This window comes from Thalassobaculum sp. (assembly GCF_040219615.1).
Classification (GTDB): Bacteria; Pseudomonadota; Alphaproteobacteria; order Thalassobaculales; family Thalassobaculaceae; genus Thalassobaculum_A.
The window spans coordinates 122,943-140,615 of sequence record NZ_JAVJSE010000037.1 but is presented as its reverse complement, the minus strand read 5'-3'; the positions used below and the strand labels follow the sequence as shown (position 1 = coordinate 140,615).

Below are 17,673 nucleotides of genomic sequence, written 5' to 3'. Positions count from 1 at the left end.
AGCGCTCGGCTCCGGAACCCACCCGCCGCTCCGCCCGCGGGATCGCTCACCTCAGGCGTAGCTCTTCTCGCTGGTCAGCACGCTGGTCACCGTCACCATCTGGCGGATGGCGTGGGCGATCAGCTCGGCCTTGGCGCGGTCCAGGCCGTCGACCTGCAGGTCGATGGTCAGCTCGTCGCGGCGGCGGCCGCCCAGGTCGCTGTGCCAGCGCTGCGGGATCATGCCGCGTTTGGCGAACAGTTCCAGCACCCGCGGCATGACCGACGGGTCGGCTCCGGCCTGGATCGAGAAGCAGGCGACGGCGGGCTGGTAGTCGGAGGACGGCTCGGAAGACGTGGAGCGGTTCAGTCGCTCGGAAAGCATGGGGAATCTCCAACGATGTCGGACGGACGAACAGCACTGTCCCGGCCCTCGACGAGGACCGGGCGGCTAATTCGCCGACCGATGCGGGCCGGCGCCCGCATGTGGAGATCCGCACTCATGGAAATTAAATTACCCAGGCTCGGTCGACCGGTCAACGGTCCAGCGCGGCCGGTCACCCCATCAGCCGCGACAGCGCCAGATTCAGCTGGCTCATCCGCTCGTGGTCGCCGAAGGCGGAATCCGGGTGGTAGATCATCGCCAGCCGCCGCCAGCGCCGCTTGACCGTCACCGGATCCGGCACCGCCGTGGACGGGAAACCGAGCACGAACAGTGCGTCCGAGCGGCTGGTCACGCCGCGCTCCAGCACCGGCGTGGCGAGGTCGGCGACCAGCTGGCGAAGGGTCGCGTTCTCCTCGGCCAGGCCGTCGCGCGCCTTCTCGACCGCCGCCTCGGCCTTGCGGTCGGAGGGCGTGACCACCGACAGCTGGGCCTCGCCCTCCGCCATCTGCAGGGCCAGCGCCAGGGCCCGGCGCAGGTCGGCGTCGCTGTAGCCCGCCGGCAGGCGCATCTGGATCCGCGGCTTGCGCTTCAGCACGCGGCCCTGCGAGGCGCCCGACCGCAGCTCGATCGCCTCGCGGTCGCCCGGCGCCGGCTCGCCGGGATCGGCTACCCGCGCCAGCTGGTCCGGGCCGACCAGCAGCAGCACCGCACGCGCGAGATCGGCGGCGCTGGCCCCGCGACGCGCCGCCAAGCCGGCCACGCGATCCCGGAACGCCGACGCGCAGGGGACGATATAGGAGGCCCCCCGGGTGCTTACCGGGGCAGAGGCGTCGGGCATGGCACTACCACTTCTGGACACTACACGGCGGAAAACCGCCATATCTGGCTTTCGGCGCCGACGGTACCCCGGTCGGCACTCCCATGCAACCGCGTTCGGAGTTACGATTGCCCCGGTCCGTTCCGCTCCGTCACCAAGATGCTAACAGTTCATTAACAGCATTGGTTAATGCCGAAGCCGAAACCCCTGATAATCCATACGGATTCGATCTTTGGCGCAATCTTCCGTCAAATGCCGCGGATCACGTTTTGTTTTTTATCAAATGGTTACATACCGAAACTGCATTCTGACTTCAAAACCGCATCGGCTCCGAACCGATTCTGCTGCGCCGCAACCTGGACCGGCGCCCGGTTCCGCGCCATGTTGACACAGATCCATCTCGGAGCCCGCCGATGACCGACATTTCCACGGCCCGGACCGTCGCACCGGCGGAACCGGACACCCGTGCCCTGGCCCGCGCCGCCCTGCCGGCCGCCGATTCGGTGCTCGACGCCGCCCGCCGGCAGGTCAGCCGGCGCCTGGCGCCCGGCGGCCGGCCGGACGGCGCCGCCCTGGAGGCCGAACAGACCATGGCGCACGGCTTCGCCTGGCTGGCCACCACCGTCGAAGCCCTGCGCCAGACCCTGGCCTGGGCCGACAGACTGGCGGAATCCGGGCGGTTCGGCGACATCGAGGCGGCCCTGCTGGGCGTCGCCTACGGGGAGTATCTCGGCCAGATCGCAGGCGGCATCCCGATGACCCAGACCGAGACCGTGCGGCCGCACGACCTCGGCCTGGAGCCGTCGGACCTGGCACCGCTCGATTCCGAGGCCTGCCGCCGGCTCATGCGCCAGGGCAACGGCCAGGCCGCCCGGGTCACGCTGGCGGCGATGCTGCACGACGGGCTGGAGAGCGGCGATCCCGACGGGCTCGGCGACCACGGGCTCGACGAGACCCTGGGCATGGTGCGCGAACAGTTCGGCCGGTTCGGCGCCGACCGGGTCGAGCCGTTCGCCCACCAGTGGCATCTGGACGACCGGCTGATCCCGATCGAGGTGGTCGAGGCGATGGCCGAACTCGGCACCTTCGGGCTGACCGTTCCGGAGGAGTATGGCGGCCTCGGCATGGGCAAGGAGGCGCTGGTGGTGGTCTCCGAGACCCTCAGCCGGGCCTATATCGGCGTCGGCTCGCTCGGCACCCGCTCCGAGATCGCCGCCGAGCTGATCCGCCTGGGCGGAACCGAGGCGCAGAAGACCCATTGGCTGCCGCGCATCGCCTCCGGCGAGATCCTGCCGACCGCGGTGTTCACCGAGCCGAACACCGGCTCCGACCTGGCCCGGCTGCGGACCCGGGCGGTCCGAGACGGCGACGGCTACCGGATCCACGGCAACAAGACCTGGATCACCCACGCCGCCCGCACCGACCTGATGACGTTGCTGGTGCGGACCGACCCGGACGAGCCCGGCTACAAGGGCCTGTCGATGCTGCTGGCCGAGAAGCCGCGCGGCACCGACGCCGACCCGTTCCCGGCCGACGGCATGACCGGCGGCGAGATCCACGTGCTCGGCTACCGCGGCATGAAGGAATACGAGCTCGGCTTCGACGGCTTCGCGGTCCCGGGCTCGGCGCTGCTCGGCGGGGTCGAGGGCCAGGGCTTCAAGCAGCTGATGGCGACCTTCGAGAGCGCGCGCATCCAGACCGCCGCGCGGGCCCTCGGGGTCGGGCGGAACGCCCTCGAGCTGGGCCTTCGTTACGCATCCGAAAGAGTCCAGTTCGGCCAGGCGATCCGCCATTTTCCGCGGGTCGGCAGCAAGCTGGCGCGGATGGCGGCGGAGCTGACCGCGGCGCGGGCGCTGACCCTGTACGCGGCCCGCGAGAAGGACAGCGACCGGCGCTGCGACATCGAGGCCGGCATGGCCAAGCTGCTGGCCGCACGGGTCGCCTGGGCCGCCGCCGACGACGCCCTGCAGATCCACGGCGGCAACGGTTTCGCGCTGGAGTATCCGATCAGCCGGGTGCTGTGCGACGCCCGCATCCTGAACATCTTCGAGGGCGCCGGCGAGATCCAGGCCGGGGTGATCGCCCGCGGCCTGCTGACCCCCGGGCGCAACTGACCGCACGACGTTCTGCGGACTCGGGAGAGGAACCGATGTCGAAGCGAACCGAAACCGACGCACCGACCGAGCACCGGCTCGCGGAGTTGTGGGAGGCGAACGCCGGCCTCTGGGCCAGGGCGCTCAGCGAGGGCCGCATAGCGAGCCGGCGGCAGACCGACGGCGCGATCCTGACGGCGGTCGCCCGGCACGGCGCCAGGAGCGTGCTCGACCTCGGCTGCGGCGAGGGCTGGCTGGTCCGTCGGCTCAGTTCGGAAGCCGGCTGCCGGGTGACCGGCATCGACGGGTCGCCCGCCCTGATCGGCGCGGCCCGCCGCGCCCACCCGGCGGGCGACTACCGCCACCTGACCTACGCCGACATCGTTGCGGCCCCGGAAGCGGTCGGCGGGCCGTACGACGCGGTGGTGGTCAACTTCGCGCTGTTCGACCATCTCGCCCACGACCTGGTGGCCGCGGCGGCCTCGCGCCTGACCTTCGGCGGCGCCCTGATCGTCCAGACCCTGCACCCATGGTCGACCGCCGACGACGACTACCGGCACGGCTGGCGCGTCGAGAACTTCGCGGACATCGCCGCCGAGGGAGAGAGCTGGGCGCCGGTGCCCTGGTACTTCCGGACCCTGGAGGGCTGGATCGCCCTGGTGCGCGACGCCGGGCTGACGGTCGCCGACCTGCGCGAGCCGCGGGACGCCGAGGAGAGGCTGCTGTCGCTGCTGCTGGTCGGCCGGCGGACACGGTAGCCGCCGGGCGGCTGTCCCGCGCGCGACGATCCGCCACGCCGGGCCGTCGGTTTCGGTATCGCAGCCGGCTTCCGGCGGTCTATATGGTCACCCCATGAACACGCTCTTCACCGTCGTCCTGATCCTGGCCATGGCCGCGACCGTCGGCGCCCTGGTATGGGGACTGATCGCCATGGCCCGTGGCGGCGAGTTCAACGCGAAATGGTCGAACAAGATGATGCGCTACCGCGTCCTGTTCCAGGCCGTCGCGCTGGCGGTGTTCGCGCTGCTGCTGTCGCTGACCAAGGGCTGACCGCGCCGATGGTCCGCCTGACCCGGATCTACACGCGCGGCGGCGACCGGGGCCAGACTTCGCTCGGCGACGGCACCCGGGTCGCCAAGCATTCGGCGAGGCCGGCCGCCTACGGCACGGTCGACGAGGCCAACGCGGTGATCGGCGTCGCCCGGCTGACCGCGGCGGCCGACGGCGGCGCCGAGACCGACGCCATGCTGGCGCGCATCCAGAACGACCTGTTCGACCTCGGTGCCGACCTGTGCACGCCCGAGCAGCCGGACCCGAAATACCCGCCGCTGCGCGTGACCGCCGCCCAGGTGACCCGCCTGGAGGCCGAGATCGACGCCCTGAACGCCGCGCTGGCGCCGCTCGACTCCTTCATCCTGCCCGGCGGCAAGCCGACCGCGGCGCAACTGCACCTGGCGCGCACCGTGGTGCGCCGGGCCGAGCGCGAGATCACCGCGCTGGCCGAGGCCGAGCCGGTGAACCCGGAGGCGGTGCGCTACGTCAACCGGCTGTCCGACCATCTGTTCGTGCTATCGCGCTGGGTCAACGACCGCGGCGCCGGAGACGTGCTATGGGTACCCGGCGGCAACCGATGAGGGGAAACCGCCGTCGCGGCTACCGCGCCGCAAGACAACTTCCGTCGCGTTACCTTGACACGTCGGGGGGCGCTTTCTAAAGAGCGGGGTCGCCCGGCGGTGATCGGCCGATACCCCCGTACACGATCGAGGGAACCATGAAGGTACTCGTCCCCGTCAAGCGGGTGATCGACTACAACGTGAAGGTTCGCGTGAAGGCGGACCAGAGCGGAGTCGAGCTCGCCAACGTCAAGATGTCGATGAACCCCTTCGACGAGATCGCCGTCGAGGAGGCGATCCGTATGAAGGAGGCCGGCAAGGCTGCGGAGGTCGTGGCGGTGTCGATCGGCCCGAGCCAAGCCCAGGAGACCATCCGGACCGCGCTGGCCATGGGCGCCGACCGCGGCATCCACGTGCTGCACGACGGCGAGGTCGAGCCGCTGGCGGTCGCCAAGATGCTGAAGGCGCTGGTCGAGAGGGAGCAGCCGGGGGTCGTGATCCTGGGCAAGCAGGCGATCGACGACGACTGCAACCAGACCGGCCAGATGCTCTCGGCGCTGCTCGGCTGGAGCCAGGCGACCTTCGCCTCCAAGATCGAGGTCGGCGACGGCGAACTGACGGTGACCCGCGAGGTCGACGGCGGTCTCGAGACCATCAAGGTCAAGACCCCGGCGATCGTCACCACCGACCTGCGCCTGAACGAGCCGCGCTACGCTTCGCTGCCGAACATCATGAAGGCGAAGAAGAAGCCGATCGACCAGTCGACCCCGGCCGAGCTGGGCGTCGACCCGGCGCCGCGCCTCGCCACCCTCAAGGTGACCGAGCCGCCGAAGCGCCAGGGCGGCGTCAAGGTCGCCGACGTGGCCGAGCTGGTGTCCAAGCTGAAGAACGAAGCGAAGGTGATCTGAGATGAGCGCGCTTGTCTTCGCCGAGCATGAGAACGGCACCCTGCGGCCGGCGACGCTGAACGCGGTCGCCGCCGCCGCGCAGATGAGCGACCAGGTCGTGCTGCTGGTCACCGGCAAGGGCTGCGGGGCCGCCGCCGAGGCCGCCGCCAAGGTGGCCGGCGTCGCCAAGGTCCTGAAGGCCGATTCCGCCGAGTACGAGCACACCCTGGCCGAGAACCTGGCGCCGCTGATCGCGCGGCTGGCCAAGGACCACAGCCATGTCGTCGCGGCGGCCACCACGGTCGGCAAGAACATCATGCCGCGGGCGGCCGCCCTGCTCGACGTCGCCCAGGTCTCGGACATCATCGAGGTGATCGACGCCGAGACCTTCGTGCGGCCGATCTACGCCGGCAACGCGCTGGCCACGGTCAAGTCCTCCGACGCCGTCAAGGTGGTCACCGTGCGCGGCACCAACTTCGAGCCGGTGGCCGCCGAGGGCGGCTCGGCCAGCATCGAGGACGTGTCGGGCGACGGCGACAAGGGGCTGTCCTCCTTCGTCGGCCAGGCGCTGTCGAAGTCGGAGCGGCCGGAGCTGACCAGCGCCCGGGTGGTGATCTCCGGCGGTCGCGGCATGCAGAACGGCGAGAACTTCAAGCTGCTCGAGGCCGTCGCCGACAAGCTGAACGCCGCCGTCGGCGCCTCGCGCGCCGCGGTCGACGCCGGCTTCGTGCCGAACGAGTACCAGGTCGGCCAGACCGGCAAGGTGGTGGCCCCGGACCTGTACATCGCGGTCGGCATCTCGGGTGCGATCCAGCACCTGGCCGGCATGAAGGACAGCAAGGTCATCGTCGCCATCAACAAGGACGAGGAGGCACCGATCTTCCAGGTCGCCGACTACGGCCTGGTGGCGGACCTGTTCAAGGCGGTGCCGGAGCTCAGCGAGGCTCTCGGCAAGGGCTGAGCGGAACCGGCGCGGCGGGACCCGGGTCCCGCCGCCGTCCGGCCGGATAGGGCCCGCCCCGAGAGGCCCAGGCAGGAGGGATTCATGCGGCGCATCGGCGTGATCGGTGCCGGGCAGATGGGCAGCGGAATCGCCCAGGTCTGCGCGGCCGGCGGACTGGACGTGCGGATGGTGGACGTCGCCGACGACGTTCTGGCGCGCGCCCGCGAGACGGTCGAGCGCAACCTCGGCCGGCAGGTCGCCCGCGGCAAGATGTCGGACGGCGACATGCAGGCGGCGATGGCCCGGATCTCGGCCGGCACCGACTATGCGGTGTTCGGCGACTGCGACCTGGTGATCGAGGCCGCCACCGAGAACGAAGAGGTCAAGCGCGAGGTCTTCAAGAAGCTGGTGCCGCATCTCGGCCCGGACACCCTGGTCGCGACCAACACCTCGTCGATCTCGATCACCCGCCTCGCGGCCTCGACCGACCGCCCGGGCCGGTTCGTCGGCATGCATTTCATGAACCCGGTGCCGGTGATGCAGCTGGTCGAGCTGATCCGCGGCATCCAGACCGAGCAGGCGACCTTCGAGGCGGTGCGCGAGCTGGCGCAGCGGCTCGGCAAGACGGTGTCGGTGGCCGAGGACTTCCCGGCCTTCATCGTCAACCGCATCCTGCTGCCGATGATCAACGAGGCGGTCTACACCCTGTACGAGGGGGTCGGCTCGGTGGAGTCGATCGACACCGCCCTGAAGCTCGGCGCCAACCACCCGATGGGGCCGCTGGAGCTGGCCGACTTCATCGGCCTCGACACCTGCCTGGCGATCATGCACGTGCTGTATGACGGCCTCGCCGACAGCAAGTACCGACCGTGCCCGCTGCTGGTGAAATACGTCGAGGCCGGCTGGCTGGGCCGCAAGACCAACCGCGGCTTCTACGACTACGGCGGCGAGACGCCGGTGCCGACCCGCTGACCGGCGGGCTCGGCCGCCAGCTACAAAATTCCTATTTGCCAACGCAAATAAAATGCCTCAGCTTCACTTGCCCGCTCGCTTGAGTTCTTAACCGGCGCTTACCAAGGTCAAGAATTCGGTGATCGACGGGTCTCTTTTGTCTGGAGGCTGGAATGGGCATGCGCATGTGGCTGGGCTCGGTCGCGATCGCGTCGAGCATGGCCGTGTCGGCGGTCGCGTGGGCACAGGCGAAGCAGGACTTCACCCTGGTCAACAACACCGGCTACGCGCTGAGCGAGGTCTATGTCTCGCCGAGCAAGGCGGACGACTGGCAGGACGATATCCTCGGACGCGACATCATGGACGACGGCGTCGAGTTCGACATCTCCTTCGACCGCGCCGACAAGTCCTGCTTCTGGGACCTCAAGGTGATCTACCACGACGACAACTCGAGCGCCGTCTGGCAGGGCATCGACCTGTGCACGGTGTCCGTCATCACCATCAAGTACAACCGCCAGACCGACACCACCTCGGCGGTGTTCAAGTAGCCCGCCCCGGCGCGGCGTCCCGTCGGCGGGGCGCCGCGCCGATCAGCGCGACGTTGCCGTGCAGGTGCAGCACCTGCGACGCCAGCCCCAGCTCCGCGAACCACGCGAGATAGTCCGCGAGCCGCGCCGGGCGGTTGCTGTCGGACAGGTCGGCCTCGTAGGCGGCGAAGTCGTCGGCGCTGCGCATGGCGGCCCCGTGCACCCGTTCGATGCGCCGCCAGATCGCCTGCTGCGCCGGGAACAGCGCCGGCTCGGCCAGGCGGATGCGGTCATACAGCAGGATCATCCCGTCGGCCGCCAGCCGGTCGCGCGCCCATTCCAGGAGCGCGCGCTTCCGGTCGTCCGCGAGGTCGTGGAAGGTGAGCGCGCTGACCACGAACCGGGCGCGCCCGACCGGCAGCACGATCGCGTCCGGATCCGCCAGGTCGCCCTCGACGAAGTCGCCGCGATCGCCGAACCGGGCCCGCGCCTGGTCCAGTGACTCGCCCTTGCGGTCGACCCCGACGAACGACAGGTCGCGTCGGTGCTGCTCGACCAGATGCTCCAGGTAGCCGGTGCCGCAGCCCAGGTCGAGCACGATGTCGCCCGGCCGGGCCAGATCGGCGACGATCCCGGCCAGGACATCGAGCTGCTCGCCGCGGGTCGGATGCCCGCCGATCGGGTCCTTCAAGATTTCTCTCCTGCTTTCAGACGGTTGTGCCGAGATGCCGGGGCGACAGGTATTTCACTTGCTTTTAGATAAAGTTTTATGTATCTCGGGAGTCCGCCTAACTCCTTCAGAACGAGGGAATCATGATGACCAGAATGGTTACCGACAAGGCGCTCGCCTTGCTGACTCAATCTGTCTCCGACGTGGTCGGCGACGAGACCAAGATCGCCACGGCCCTGTCCCGCGCGATCCACAGCGGAAGCCCCATGGACCTGCTGATGGCCCAGGCTTCCTTCGACGACCTGGATTCGACGCTTCGTCGCCAGATCCAGGGCTACGCGCTGAGGCTGGCCGGCGGCACCATGCACTGACCAGGCTGGGCGCCGGAATTGCCTGCGTGGGCATCCCCACCCCTGCGCCGGCTGTCCCCCCGGCCGGCCATGGGTCCGGCCGGGGGCGGCCGGGCGCGCCGTCACCATTTCCCTGCCATCACCGGCTGCCGGCCGTCACCGACTGACTCCCAGTTCGTCGTAGCAGCGCGCCGCACCCGGGTGCAGCGGGATGTCGATGCCGTCGAGCGCGGTCTCGAGCCGGATCTGCTTGCCGGCCGGGTGTCCGCCGTCCAGCAGGACGCGGGTCGCGGTGTTCCACAGCGCCCGGCAGATCGCGTAGACCCGCTCCTCCGGGACGTCGGCGGAGACGATCCACTGGGCGCCGACGCCGATGGTCGGGATCTCCGGGGCGCCGGGCCAGTAGGTCTCCGCCGGGATCGCGGTGCGGGCCAGGAACGGGTGGGTCTCCAGGATCTTGTCGACCGGCGCGCCGTCGAGCGCCAGCAGGTCGGCGACCCCGTTCGCGGTCAGGTCGGCCACCACGTTGGTCGGCACCCCGGCGACGATGACGAAGGCGTCGAGTTCGTCGCGCAGCATCAAGGACGACGCCGGTCCCGGCTTCAGGTAGTCCGCCACCACGTCGGTCTCGGCCAGCCCGTAGGACTTCAGCACCAGCCGGGCCATCAGCAGCGTTCCGGACCCGGGTTCGTCCAGCGACACCCGCTTGCCGGCCAGGTCCCTGATTCCGGCGATGCCGATGCCCCGTCGCACCACCACCTGCATGCGCTCGGCGTACAGGTTGGCGATCACCCGAAGCTTCTGCATCGGCTGCCGGCCGTCGAAGGTCCGCTTGCCGTAGTAGGCGTCGTGCACCACGTCGGCCTGGGCGAACGCCGACTCGATCTGTCCGGTCTCGATCGCCTCGACATTGGCCACCGAGCCGTTCGACGAGACCGCGGCGGCGATCAGGTTGGGGACGCCGCAGCTGCCGCCCTGGCCGCAGGGACGCGAGCCGGCCGGGTTCGAGATGGCGTTCCCGATGATCGCGCCGATCGGATAGTAGGTGCCGTTGACGCCGCCGGTGGCGATCCGGAAGAACGTCAGCTCCGGGTCCTGGGCCGCTGCCGGCCCGGCGATCCCGGCGACCAGCGCCAGCGCCAGCGCCAAAGCCGCCGCTCGGCCGAGCCGGGCGGTGCGGTCGCGGATGCTCCCGTCGCGCGCCATCACGCCGCCTCCGGCCGGTTGAGATAATGCAGGATCAGGGCCTTGGCGGCGGGCGAATCCCACTCGGCGTCGCCGAGCATGCGACCGACGATCCGGCCTTCCGGGTCGATCAGCACCGAGGTCGGCAGCCCGGCAGTCCCCAGCGCACGCGCCAGTTCCGACTTGGGGTCGGCGGCGGTCCGCAGGTTCCGGATCCCGAGCTTCGTCAGGAACGGGCCCGCCAGCTCGAGCCCCTTGCGGTCGACCGACAGCAGCTGGACCCGGAACCGGTCGCCGCCCAGCGCCGCCTGCAGGCGGTCGAGCGACGGCAGTTCCTTCACGCAGGGCGCGCACCAGGTGGCCCAGACATTCAGCAGCACGTAGCCGCCGCGATACGCGTCGAGCTTGATGGGTCGCCCGTCCGGGTCTAGGAAGGCGGTGCTCGGGGCGGGCTGCGGCTCGGAGAGCGGTTCGTAGGCGCCATAGCCACCGGTCAGGGCCGGCGGCCCGCCGGCCGCTCCGACAGCCACCACCGCACCGGCCAGTACCGCGGCGATCACACCGGCCAGCAGGCCGAGGCGCCACGGGGAACGAGCGATGCGCCAACCGGGACCCGTCATGACCGATCAATCTCCCGCCCCAACCGCACCCGAGAGCCGGACGAACGAACTCTGGGGCGGTCGCTTCGCGTCCGGGCCCGCCGAGGTGATGGAGCGTATCAACCCGTCCATCGACTTCGACCGGCGTTTCTGGCGGGAAGACATCCAGGGCTCCAAGGCGCATGCCGAGATGCTGGTTGCCCAGGGCATCGTCTCGGCCGCGGACGGCGCCGCCATAGCCAAGGGTCTAGATGAGATTTGGGGCGAAATCGAGTCCGGGCGGTTCAAATTCTCGCGTGCGCTCGAAGACATCCACATGAACGTCGAGTCGCGGCTGCGCGACCTGATCGGCGATCCGGCCGGCCGGCTGCACACCGGGCGGTCGCGCAACGACCAGGTGGCGCTCGACATGAAGCTCTGGTGCCGCGGCGCCATCGACGACCTGGAGGTCGAGCTGACGGCCCTGCAGGCGGCGCTGATCGACCAGGCCGACCGGCACGCCGACACCGTGATGCCCGGCTTCACCCACCTGCAGGTCGCCCAGCCGGTGACCTTCGGCCACCACATGCTGGCCTATGTCGAGATGTTCGGCCGCGACCGCAGCCGCCTCGCCGACTGCCGCCGGCGCCTGAACGAGAGCCCGCTCGGCGCCGCCGCGCTGGCCGGCACGCCGTACCCGATCGACCGCTTCCGCACCGCCTCGGCCCTCGGCTTCGACCGGCCGACGGCGAACTCGCTGGATTCGGTCTCCGACCGCGACTACGCGATGGAGCTGATCGCCGCCGCCGGCATCTGCGCCGTGCACATGTCGCGGCTGGCCGAGGAGCTGGTGCTCTGGACGACCCAGCAGTTCCGCTTCGTGCGGCTGTCCGACGCGTTCTCGACCGGCAGCTCGATCATGCCGCAGAAGCGCAACGCCGACGGCGCCGAACTGGTGAAGGGCAAGGCCGGTCGGGTGCTCGGCGCCTTCACCGCCCTGTCGGTGGTCATGAAGGGCCTGCCGCTGGCCTACGGCAAGGACATGCAGGAGGACAAGGAGCCGGTGTTCGACGCGATCGACACCCTCGGGCTCTGCATCGCCGCGACCGCCGGCATGATCGCCGACCTGGTGGCCGACCCGGCGGCCATGCGGCGGGCGGTCGAGGCCGGCTTCCCGACCGCCACCGACCTGGCCGACTGGCTGGTGCGCGAGGCCGGGCTGCCGTTCCGCGACGCCCACCATGTCAGCGGCAGCCTGGTCAAGGAGGCCGAGACCCGCGGCTGCGGCCTCGCCGACCTGCCGCTCGAGGTCATGAAGGCGGCGCACCCGGCGCTCGACGAGCGGATCTACGCGGTGGTCTCGGTCGAGGCCTCGGTCAACGCCCGCACCAGCTTCGGCGGCACCGCCCCGGCGCGGGTGCGCGAGCAGGTCGCGGAGGCCCGCACCCGGTTCCTCGAAGGAGGCGCGCGATGACCCGTACTCTCACCCTGCTGGCGGTGGTGTTCGGCCTGGCCTTGGCCGGGCCGGTCGCCTGCGGCAAACGCGGGCAACTCGAGCCGCCGTCCGACAAGCCGTCGGCCTATCCGCGGTCCTATCCCGCCAACTGACCGCCGCAACGCCTCCAGCACCGGGGACCAGCATGCAGGGCTTCCACACCCGAGACGGCCAGATGGCCGTCGAGAACGTGCCGCTGGCGGTCATCGCCGCGCAGGTCGGCACGCCGGTCTACGTCTACTCCGCCGGCGCGATCCGGTCCCGCTACGCGGCGCTGTCGGACGCCCTGGCGCCGCTCGGCGCCTCGATCCACTACGCGGTCAAGGCCAACAGCAACCAGGCGGTGATCGCGCTGCTGCGCGCGATGGGCGCCGGCGCCGACGTGGTCTCCGGCGGCGAGCTGGCCCGTGCGCTGGCCGCCGGCGTGCCGGCCGACCGCATCGTGTTCGCCGGGGTCGGCAAGACCCGCGACGAGATGGCGGCGGCGCTCGACGCCCGGATCCATCTGTTCAACATCGAGTCCGAGCCCGAGCTGGAGATGCTCGCCGAGGTCGCGCGCTCGAAGGGGACGACCGCGCGGGTCGGCCTGCGGGTGAACCCGGACGTCGACGCCAAGACCCACGCCAAGATCACCACCGGCAAGGCCGAGAACAAGTTCGGCGTGCCGATCGAGCGGGCGCCGGAGTTCTTCGCCCGCGCCGCCGAACTCGACGGGGTCGAGGCGGTCGGCCTGTCGGCCCATATCGGCTCGCAGCTGATGGACCTGGCGCCGTACCGCCAGACCTATGTCCGGCTGCGCGAGATGGCGCTGACGCTGCGCGCGGAGGGCTACGGCCTGACCACCCTCGACCTCGGCGGCGGCCTCGGCATCGGCTACCGCGGCGAGGAAGGTCCGGACCCGAAGGCGCTGGCGGCGATCATCGCGGAGGAGCTCGGCGACCTCGGCTTCGAGCTGGCGGTCGAGCCGGGACGCTGGCTGGTCGGAGCGGCCGGCGTGCTGCTGGCCCGGGTGATCCTGGTCAAGCAGGGCGTCAGCAAGCGCCACGTGGTGGTCGACGCCGCCATGAACGACCTGATCCGGCCGACCCTGTACGAGGGCTTCCACCGCATCGAGCCGGTGACCGGGCGCGACCGGCCGGACGCCGGCCCGGCCGACGTGGTCGGGCCGATCTGCGAATCCGGCGACTATCTGGCCAAGGACCGGCCGCTGCCGGCGGTCGAGGCCGGCGAGCTGCTGGCGGTGCGCGACGCCGGCGCCTACGGCGCGGTCATGTCGTCGACCTACAACGCCCGGCCGCTGGCGCCGGAGGTGCTGGTCGACGGCGACCGCTGGGCGGTGATCCGGCCGCGCCAGGACGTGTCGGCGCTGATCGGGCTCGACCGGGTGCCGGACTGGATCGGCGGCTGACCGGGGCGGTTGACCGGGGCGGTCCCGGCCGCCCGGTCGGTGCGCGCCCCTTGACCCTGCCGGGGCGGCACCCGACACTATAGCGGTTCACGACCGTTGGACGTCGCCGGGAAAGGGGGCTGACCCTGACGGCGTCTGGTCGCCCACCGCTTTCGCGGAGGATTGCCGTGCGCCCCACCGAGGCCCCGTCCGACCGGACGCCGCCCCAGCCCACCCGCCGCGTCGCCCGCCAGCTCGCGTTCGCCCGGGCCATCGTCGGCTGGGAGCGGCTGTGGCCCTCGATCTGGGTCCCGCTGCTGCTGATCGCCGCCTTCTTCGGCATCGCCCTGCTCGGGGTTCCGGCCGCGATCGGCGAGCACACCGGCGGCTGGGGCCATCTGGCCCTGCTGGTCGGTTTCGCCCTCGCCATCCTGTGGACCGCCCGCCGCGGCGCGGTCGCCTGGCAGCCGGCGGCCGACGCCGACGCCGCGCGCCGGCTGGAACGCGACAGCGCCCTGACCCACCGGCCGATCTCCGGCCTGTCCGACCGCCTGGCCGGTGCCGGGCGCGACCCGATGGCGGAGGCGCTGTGGGAGGCGCATCGCCGCCGCCAGGAAGACCGCCTGGCCGGGCTGCGGGTACGGGCGCCGGAGCCGGCGATGGCCCGGCTCGATCCGTTCGGCGCGCGCGTCGCCGTCGGCCTCGCGCTGATCGCCGGGCTGGCGGTCGCCGCCCCGGATCCGCTGGGCCGTATGGCCGAGGCGTTCCAGCCGACCCTGAGCCCGCTCACCCAGGCCCCGCCGCCGACCCTCGACGTCTGGATCAACCCGCCGGCCTATACCGGCCGGCCGCCGATGCTGCTGGCCCGGGCCGGCCAGCCGGGCGGCGGCGACGGCGTGGCGACCGCCACCGAGACGACCCCGAAGCGGCTGGCGGTGCCGACCGGGTCGGTGCTGCTGGCCAAGGTCAACGGCGGCGACGGCGTGCCGACCCTGGCGTTCGCCGCCGGCCAGGCCGAGGCGGCCCGGCCGTTCGAGCAGGTCGCCGAGCAGGCCTACCAGATCGAGACCCCGATCACCGAGGGCACCGCGCTGGCGATCCGCCAGGGCGGCAGCGAGCTGGCGGCCTGGACCCTCACGGTGCTGCCGGACCTGAAGCCCTCGGTCGCGTTCGCCGAGCCGCCGCAGGGCACCGAGCGCGCCACCCTGATGGTCCACTACACCGCCAGCGACGACTACGGGCTGGCGGCGGTCGAGGCCAGAATCCGGCGGCTTGACTCCACCGGCGCCGCCACCGGCGAGGAGCCGGTCGTGCTGGCGATGGTCCTGCCGGGCAGCGGGCTGGAGGCGGCCGACGCCAAGGACTTCCACGACCTGACCCCGCATCCCTGGGCCGGCCAGCCGGTCGACATGACGCTGGTGGCGCGCGACGAGGCCGGCCAGGAGGGGGTCAGCGAGACCGTGCGGCTGATCCTGCCGGAGCGGCAGTTCACCCACCCGGTCGCCCGCGCCGTCATCGAGCAGCGCAAGCGCCTGGTGACCGAGCCGCACGAGAAGACCGACATCGCCGAGGTGCTGATGTCGCTGGCCGCCCGGCCGCAGCACTACTACGACGACGCGGTGACCTTCCTCGGGCTGCGGCTGTCGGCCGGCCGGCTGGTGATGAACGACGCCACCCCGGCGATGGTGGCCGACATCCAGTCGCTGCTGTGGGACATCGCGCTGCGCATCGAGGACGGCGAGATGTCGCTGGCGGCCCGCGAGCTGCGCGAGCTGGAGCGCCGGCTGATGGAGATGCTGGCCCAGGACAACCCGGACGACGCCGAGCTCGAGCGGCTGATGGAGGAGTTGAAGCAGGCGATCGACAAGTACCTGCAGGCGATGATGGAGCAGATGCGCCAGCAGATGCAGAGCGGCGAGCAGCAGGAGATGCAGGAGGTCGACCCGAGCCAGATGGTCGAGCGCAAGGACCTGATGGACATGGTCGACCGGGCGCGCGAGATGATGAAGGCCGGGGCCAAGGACGCCGCCCGACAGCTGCTGTCGCAACTGCGCGAGATGATGGAGAACCTGCGCGCCGGCCGGCCGCAGATGATGTCGCCGGAGCAGATGGCGGCCCAGGAGATGATGCGCCAGCTGCAGGAACTGGCCGAGCGCCAGCAGCAGCTGATGGACCAGACCTACAAGCAGCACCAGGAGGGCGACCGGCGCGAAGGCCAGCGGCCCGGAGAGATGGGCCAGATGCCGGGCCAGCCGCGCGAGGGCCAAGGCATGCGCCCCGGGCAGCGGCCCGGCCAGGAGGGCCGGATGGGCGACGGCCAGTCGCGCGAAGCCGACCGCGGTGGCCGGCGCGGCCAGCCGGGCGCCGGCGGCAACGCCACCCCCGAGGCGCTGGCCCGCATGCAGGAGCAGCTGCGCCGGCAGCTCGGCGAGTTCATGCGCAAGCTCGGCGAGGGCATGGGCCAGATCCCGCAGCCCTTCGGCGAGGCCGAGCGCGCCATGAAGGAGGCCGGCGACGCGCTGGGCCGGTCCCAGCCGGGCGAGGCGGTCGGCCCGCAGGGCGACGCCGTCGAGCGGCTGCAGGACGGCGCCCAGGCGCTCGCTGAGGCGATGCGGCAGAACCAGCAGGCCAACGGCGGCACCGCCCCGGACCCGGGCGCCCAGGGCCAGCCCGGCAGCGACCGCCCCCGCGACCCGCTGCGCGACCGCCCGAACCAGGGCTACGCCACCGACGAGGGCGGCGTGGAGATCCCCGGCGAGAGCGACCTGCTGCGGGCCCGGCGGATCTTCGACGAGCTGCGCAAGCGCTCCGGCGACCGCAGCCGCCCGGAACTCGAGCTCGACTACATCGAGCGCCTGCTGAAGCGGTTCTGAGGCCCGGGCCGCCTCAGTAGCCGATGCCGCCCTCCGGGCGATCCGCCGTGAAGGTCACGTTGACCTTGACGGCGTCCGGCGCCGGGGCCGCCAGCTCGGACTGGAAGCGGCCGGTGTCGCCGGGCAGCAGCTGCGGCGCCTCGGCGGTGAACAGCCAGGACTGGACGGCGTCGCCATGGCCGTCGAGCACGGTGCCGCGCAGCGCCGGCAGGCTGCGCAGGCGGTCGGTCGGGTTGTGGATCTCGCCGGCCACCACCAGCAGCGTCACGCTCCCCTCCTGGCGGCGCTGCACGAAGACGTTCTGCAGCACCAGCCCCTCGCCGGGGACCGGCACGTGCAGGCCGGTCTTGTCGTACAGCAGGGCGCTGGCCGGCCAGGCCTCGACCAGGGCGTCGCGGCCGGCGAACAGCACGGCCGGGATCGCGATCGCGGCACCGGCCAGCACCAGCAGCGGCACCGGCAGCCGGCGCGGCGGCCGCTCGGTGCGCCGGGGGCCGCGGAACCGCGACACGCCGCCGAGCGGCGGCGGATCCATCTCGCCGTCCCCGGCCATCGGCCGCAGATCGTCGCCCGGCGCGCCATCGTCGCCGGCGAACCCGTCCTCGGCGGCGGCCTCCGGCGACGGCTCGTCGACCCCCTCCTCGACCTCGGGAGCCGGCTTCTGCTTCGGCTTCGCCTTGGCCTTCGGTTTCGGCTTGCCCTTGGCGCCCGGCTTGGCGGCGGCCTTGGCCGCCGGCTTCTCGGCCTTCGGCTCCTGGAACCACTGGTGACCGCACTGGCTGCAGCGGAGCTTGCGGCCGGTCGCCCCCAGGGCCTTGTCAGGTACCTTGAACTTCGATTCGCATTCCGGGCAGGTGACCCGCATCCGCCGCCTCGTGTTCCGATCCGCGGCGCGGAGTATACAGCGCACGCGGCGGCCCGCCACGACTGCGTCGGCGCCC

19 protein-coding genes are annotated in these 17,673 nt (G+C 71.5%); 13 read left to right on the top strand and 6 right to left on the bottom strand.

Annotated elements, in window-relative coordinates:
• Positions 1-51 precede the first annotated feature (51 nt).
• A complete protein-coding gene (locus RIC31_RS18715) occupies positions 52-363 on the bottom strand; it encodes an ACT-like domain-containing protein (protein ID WP_350111289.1) in 312 nt (103 codons plus the stop codon).
• Between the two features lie 172 nt (positions 364-535).
• Positions 536-1,201, bottom strand: coding sequence for a J domain-containing protein (locus RIC31_RS18710; protein WP_350111286.1), 666 nt, complete (start codon positions 1,199-1,201; stop codon positions 536-538).
• Positions 1,202-1,593: 392 nt separating this feature from the next.
• Here RIC31_RS18710 and RIC31_RS18705 point away from each other — a divergent pair, with 392 nt between their 5' ends.
• From RIC31_RS18705 to RIC31_RS18670, 8 genes are all read left to right on the top strand, one after another.
• On the top strand, positions 1,594-3,294 hold the full coding sequence (locus RIC31_RS18705) for an acyl-CoA dehydrogenase family protein (RefSeq protein WP_350111283.1): 1,701 nt from the start codon (positions 1,594-1,596) through the stop codon (positions 3,292-3,294).
• Between the two features lie 35 nt (positions 3,295-3,329).
• Positions 3,330-4,031, top strand: a complete 702-nt coding sequence (locus RIC31_RS18700) for a class I SAM-dependent methyltransferase (RefSeq protein WP_350111280.1) — start codon at positions 3,330-3,332, stop codon at positions 4,029-4,031.
• Positions 4,032-4,125: 94 nt separating this feature from the next.
• Positions 4,126-4,323, top strand: coding sequence for a twin transmembrane helix small protein (locus tag RIC31_RS18695; RefSeq protein WP_350111277.1), 198 nt, complete (start codon positions 4,126-4,128; stop codon positions 4,321-4,323).
• An 8-nt stretch (positions 4,324-4,331) separates the two neighbouring features.
• Positions 4,332-4,907: a cob(I)yrinic acid a,c-diamide adenosyltransferase gene (locus RIC31_RS18690; RefSeq protein WP_350111274.1), complete on the top strand. Its 576-nt coding sequence runs from the start codon at positions 4,332-4,334 to the stop codon at positions 4,905-4,907.
• Between the two features lie 137 nt (positions 4,908-5,044).
• Entirely contained in the window at positions 5,045-5,794 is a 750-nt protein-coding gene (locus tag RIC31_RS18685) for an electron transfer flavoprotein subunit beta/FixA family protein (protein WP_350111271.1), read from the top strand.
• A gap of 1 nt (position 5,795) precedes the next feature.
• Positions 5,796-6,734: an FAD-binding protein gene (locus RIC31_RS18680; protein ID WP_350111268.1), complete on the top strand. Its 939-nt coding sequence runs from the start codon at positions 5,796-5,798 to the stop codon at positions 6,732-6,734.
• Between the two features lie 84 nt (positions 6,735-6,818).
• Positions 6,819-7,688: a 3-hydroxybutyryl-CoA dehydrogenase gene (locus RIC31_RS18675; RefSeq protein WP_350111265.1), complete on the top strand. Its 870-nt coding sequence runs from the start codon at positions 6,819-6,821 to the stop codon at positions 7,686-7,688.
• Between the two features lie 152 nt (positions 7,689-7,840).
• Positions 7,841-8,215, top strand: a complete 375-nt coding sequence (locus RIC31_RS18670; protein ID WP_350111262.1) for an argininosuccinate lyase — start codon at positions 7,841-7,843, stop codon at positions 8,213-8,215.
• Here the strand turns inward: RIC31_RS18670 and RIC31_RS18665 are convergent.
• The gene (locus RIC31_RS18665) at positions 8,208-8,885 is read right to left on the bottom strand and encodes a class I SAM-dependent methyltransferase (RefSeq protein ID WP_350111259.1); all 678 of its coding nucleotides are present in this window, start codon (positions 8,883-8,885) and stop codon (positions 8,208-8,210) included. The two genes, RIC31_RS18670 and RIC31_RS18665, sit on opposite strands and share 8 nt — an antisense overlap.
• Before the next feature lie 122 nt (positions 8,886-9,007).
• On the opposite strand from RIC31_RS18665, the gene RIC31_RS18660 reads away from it, so the two are divergent.
• On the top strand, positions 9,008-9,235 hold the full coding sequence (locus RIC31_RS18660) for a hypothetical protein (RefSeq protein WP_350111256.1): 228 nt from the start codon (positions 9,008-9,010) through the stop codon (positions 9,233-9,235).
• A 135-nt stretch (positions 9,236-9,370) separates the two neighbouring features.
• Here RIC31_RS18660 and RIC31_RS18655 read toward each other — a convergent pair whose 3' ends face one another.
• Together RIC31_RS18655 and RIC31_RS18650 are read right to left on the bottom strand one after the other, a co-directional pair.
• Positions 9,371-10,420, bottom strand: a complete 1,050-nt coding sequence (locus RIC31_RS18655) for a TAXI family TRAP transporter solute-binding subunit (protein ID WP_350111253.1) — start codon at positions 10,418-10,420, stop codon at positions 9,371-9,373.
• Positions 10,420-11,019, bottom strand: a complete 600-nt coding sequence (locus tag RIC31_RS18650; RefSeq protein ID WP_350111250.1) for a TlpA family protein disulfide reductase — start codon at positions 11,017-11,019, stop codon at positions 10,420-10,422. The genes RIC31_RS18655 and RIC31_RS18650 overlap by 1 nt, the downstream gene beginning before the upstream one ends.
• On the opposite strand from RIC31_RS18650, the gene argH reads away from it, so the two are divergent.
• The 4 genes from argH (at position 11,018) to RIC31_RS18630 (ending at position 16,732) form a co-directional block, all read left to right on the top strand.
• Positions 11,018-12,451, top strand: coding sequence for an argininosuccinate lyase (argH, locus tag RIC31_RS18645; protein WP_350111247.1), 1,434 nt, complete (start codon positions 11,018-11,020; stop codon positions 12,449-12,451). The two genes, RIC31_RS18650 and argH, sit on opposite strands and share 2 nt — an antisense overlap.
• A complete protein-coding gene (locus RIC31_RS18640) occupies positions 12,448-12,585 on the top strand; it encodes a hypothetical protein (protein WP_350111244.1) in 138 nt (45 codons plus the stop codon). The genes argH and RIC31_RS18640 overlap by 4 nt, the downstream gene beginning before the upstream one ends.
• A 32-nt stretch (positions 12,586-12,617) precedes the next feature.
• Positions 12,618-13,880: a diaminopimelate decarboxylase gene (lysA, locus tag RIC31_RS18635; protein ID WP_350111241.1), complete on the top strand. Its 1,263-nt coding sequence runs from the start codon at positions 12,618-12,620 to the stop codon at positions 13,878-13,880.
• Positions 13,881-14,047: 167 nt separating this feature from the next.
• Positions 14,048-16,732, top strand: a complete 2,685-nt coding sequence (locus RIC31_RS18630; RefSeq protein WP_350111238.1) for a TIGR02302 family protein — start codon at positions 14,048-14,050, stop codon at positions 16,730-16,732.
• A gap of 13 nt (positions 16,733-16,745) precedes the next feature.
• Here RIC31_RS18630 and RIC31_RS18625 read toward each other — a convergent pair whose 3' ends face one another.
• Positions 16,746-17,597 (bottom strand): zinc-ribbon domain-containing protein, encoded by an 852-nt coding sequence (locus RIC31_RS18625; RefSeq protein ID WP_350111235.1) that lies wholly within the window; start codon positions 17,595-17,597, stop codon positions 16,746-16,748.
• Positions 17,598-17,673: the final 76 nt, after the last annotated feature.

Coding starts and splice junctions, on each gene's coding strand:
- RIC31_RS18715 (WP_350111289.1), bottom strand. CDS start 363: ATGCTTTCCGAGCGACTGAACCGCTCCACGTCTTCCGAGCCGTCCTCC.
- RIC31_RS18710 (WP_350111286.1), bottom strand. CDS start 1,201: ATGCCCGACGCCTCTGCCCCGGTAAGCACCCGGGGGGCCTCCTATATC.
- RIC31_RS18705 (WP_350111283.1), top strand. CDS start 1,594: ATGACCGACATTTCCACGGCCCGGACCGTCGCACCGGCGGAACCGGAC.
- RIC31_RS18700 (WP_350111280.1), top strand. CDS start 3,330: ATGTCGAAGCGAACCGAAACCGACGCACCGACCGAGCACCGGCTCGCG.
- RIC31_RS18695 (WP_350111277.1), top strand. CDS start 4,126: ATGAACACGCTCTTCACCGTCGTCCTGATCCTGGCCATGGCCGCGACC.
- RIC31_RS18690 (WP_350111274.1), top strand. CDS start 4,332: ATGGTCCGCCTGACCCGGATCTACACGCGCGGCGGCGACCGGGGCCAG.
- RIC31_RS18685 (WP_350111271.1), top strand. CDS start 5,045: ATGAAGGTACTCGTCCCCGTCAAGCGGGTGATCGACTACAACGTGAAG.
- RIC31_RS18680 (WP_350111268.1), top strand. CDS start 5,796: ATGAGCGCGCTTGTCTTCGCCGAGCATGAGAACGGCACCCTGCGGCCG.
- RIC31_RS18675 (WP_350111265.1), top strand. CDS start 6,819: ATGCGGCGCATCGGCGTGATCGGTGCCGGGCAGATGGGCAGCGGAATC.
- RIC31_RS18670 (WP_350111262.1), top strand. CDS start 7,841: ATGGGCATGCGCATGTGGCTGGGCTCGGTCGCGATCGCGTCGAGCATG.
- RIC31_RS18660 (WP_350111256.1), top strand. CDS start 9,008: ATGATGACCAGAATGGTTACCGACAAGGCGCTCGCCTTGCTGACTCAA.
- RIC31_RS18655 (WP_350111253.1), bottom strand. CDS start 10,420: ATGGCGCGCGACGGGAGCATCCGCGACCGCACCGCCCGGCTCGGCCGA.
- argH (WP_350111247.1), top strand. CDS start 11,018: ATGACCGATCAATCTCCCGCCCCAACCGCACCCGAGAGCCGGACGAAC.
- RIC31_RS18650 (WP_350111250.1), bottom strand. CDS start 11,019: ATGACGGGTCCCGGTTGGCGCATCGCTCGTTCCCCGTGGCGCCTCGGC.
- RIC31_RS18640 (WP_350111244.1), top strand. CDS start 12,448: ATGACCCGTACTCTCACCCTGCTGGCGGTGGTGTTCGGCCTGGCCTTG.
- lysA (WP_350111241.1), top strand. CDS start 12,618: ATGCAGGGCTTCCACACCCGAGACGGCCAGATGGCCGTCGAGAACGTG.
- RIC31_RS18625 (WP_350111235.1), bottom strand. CDS start 17,597: ATGCGGGTCACCTGCCCGGAATGCGAATCGAAGTTCAAGGTACCTGAC.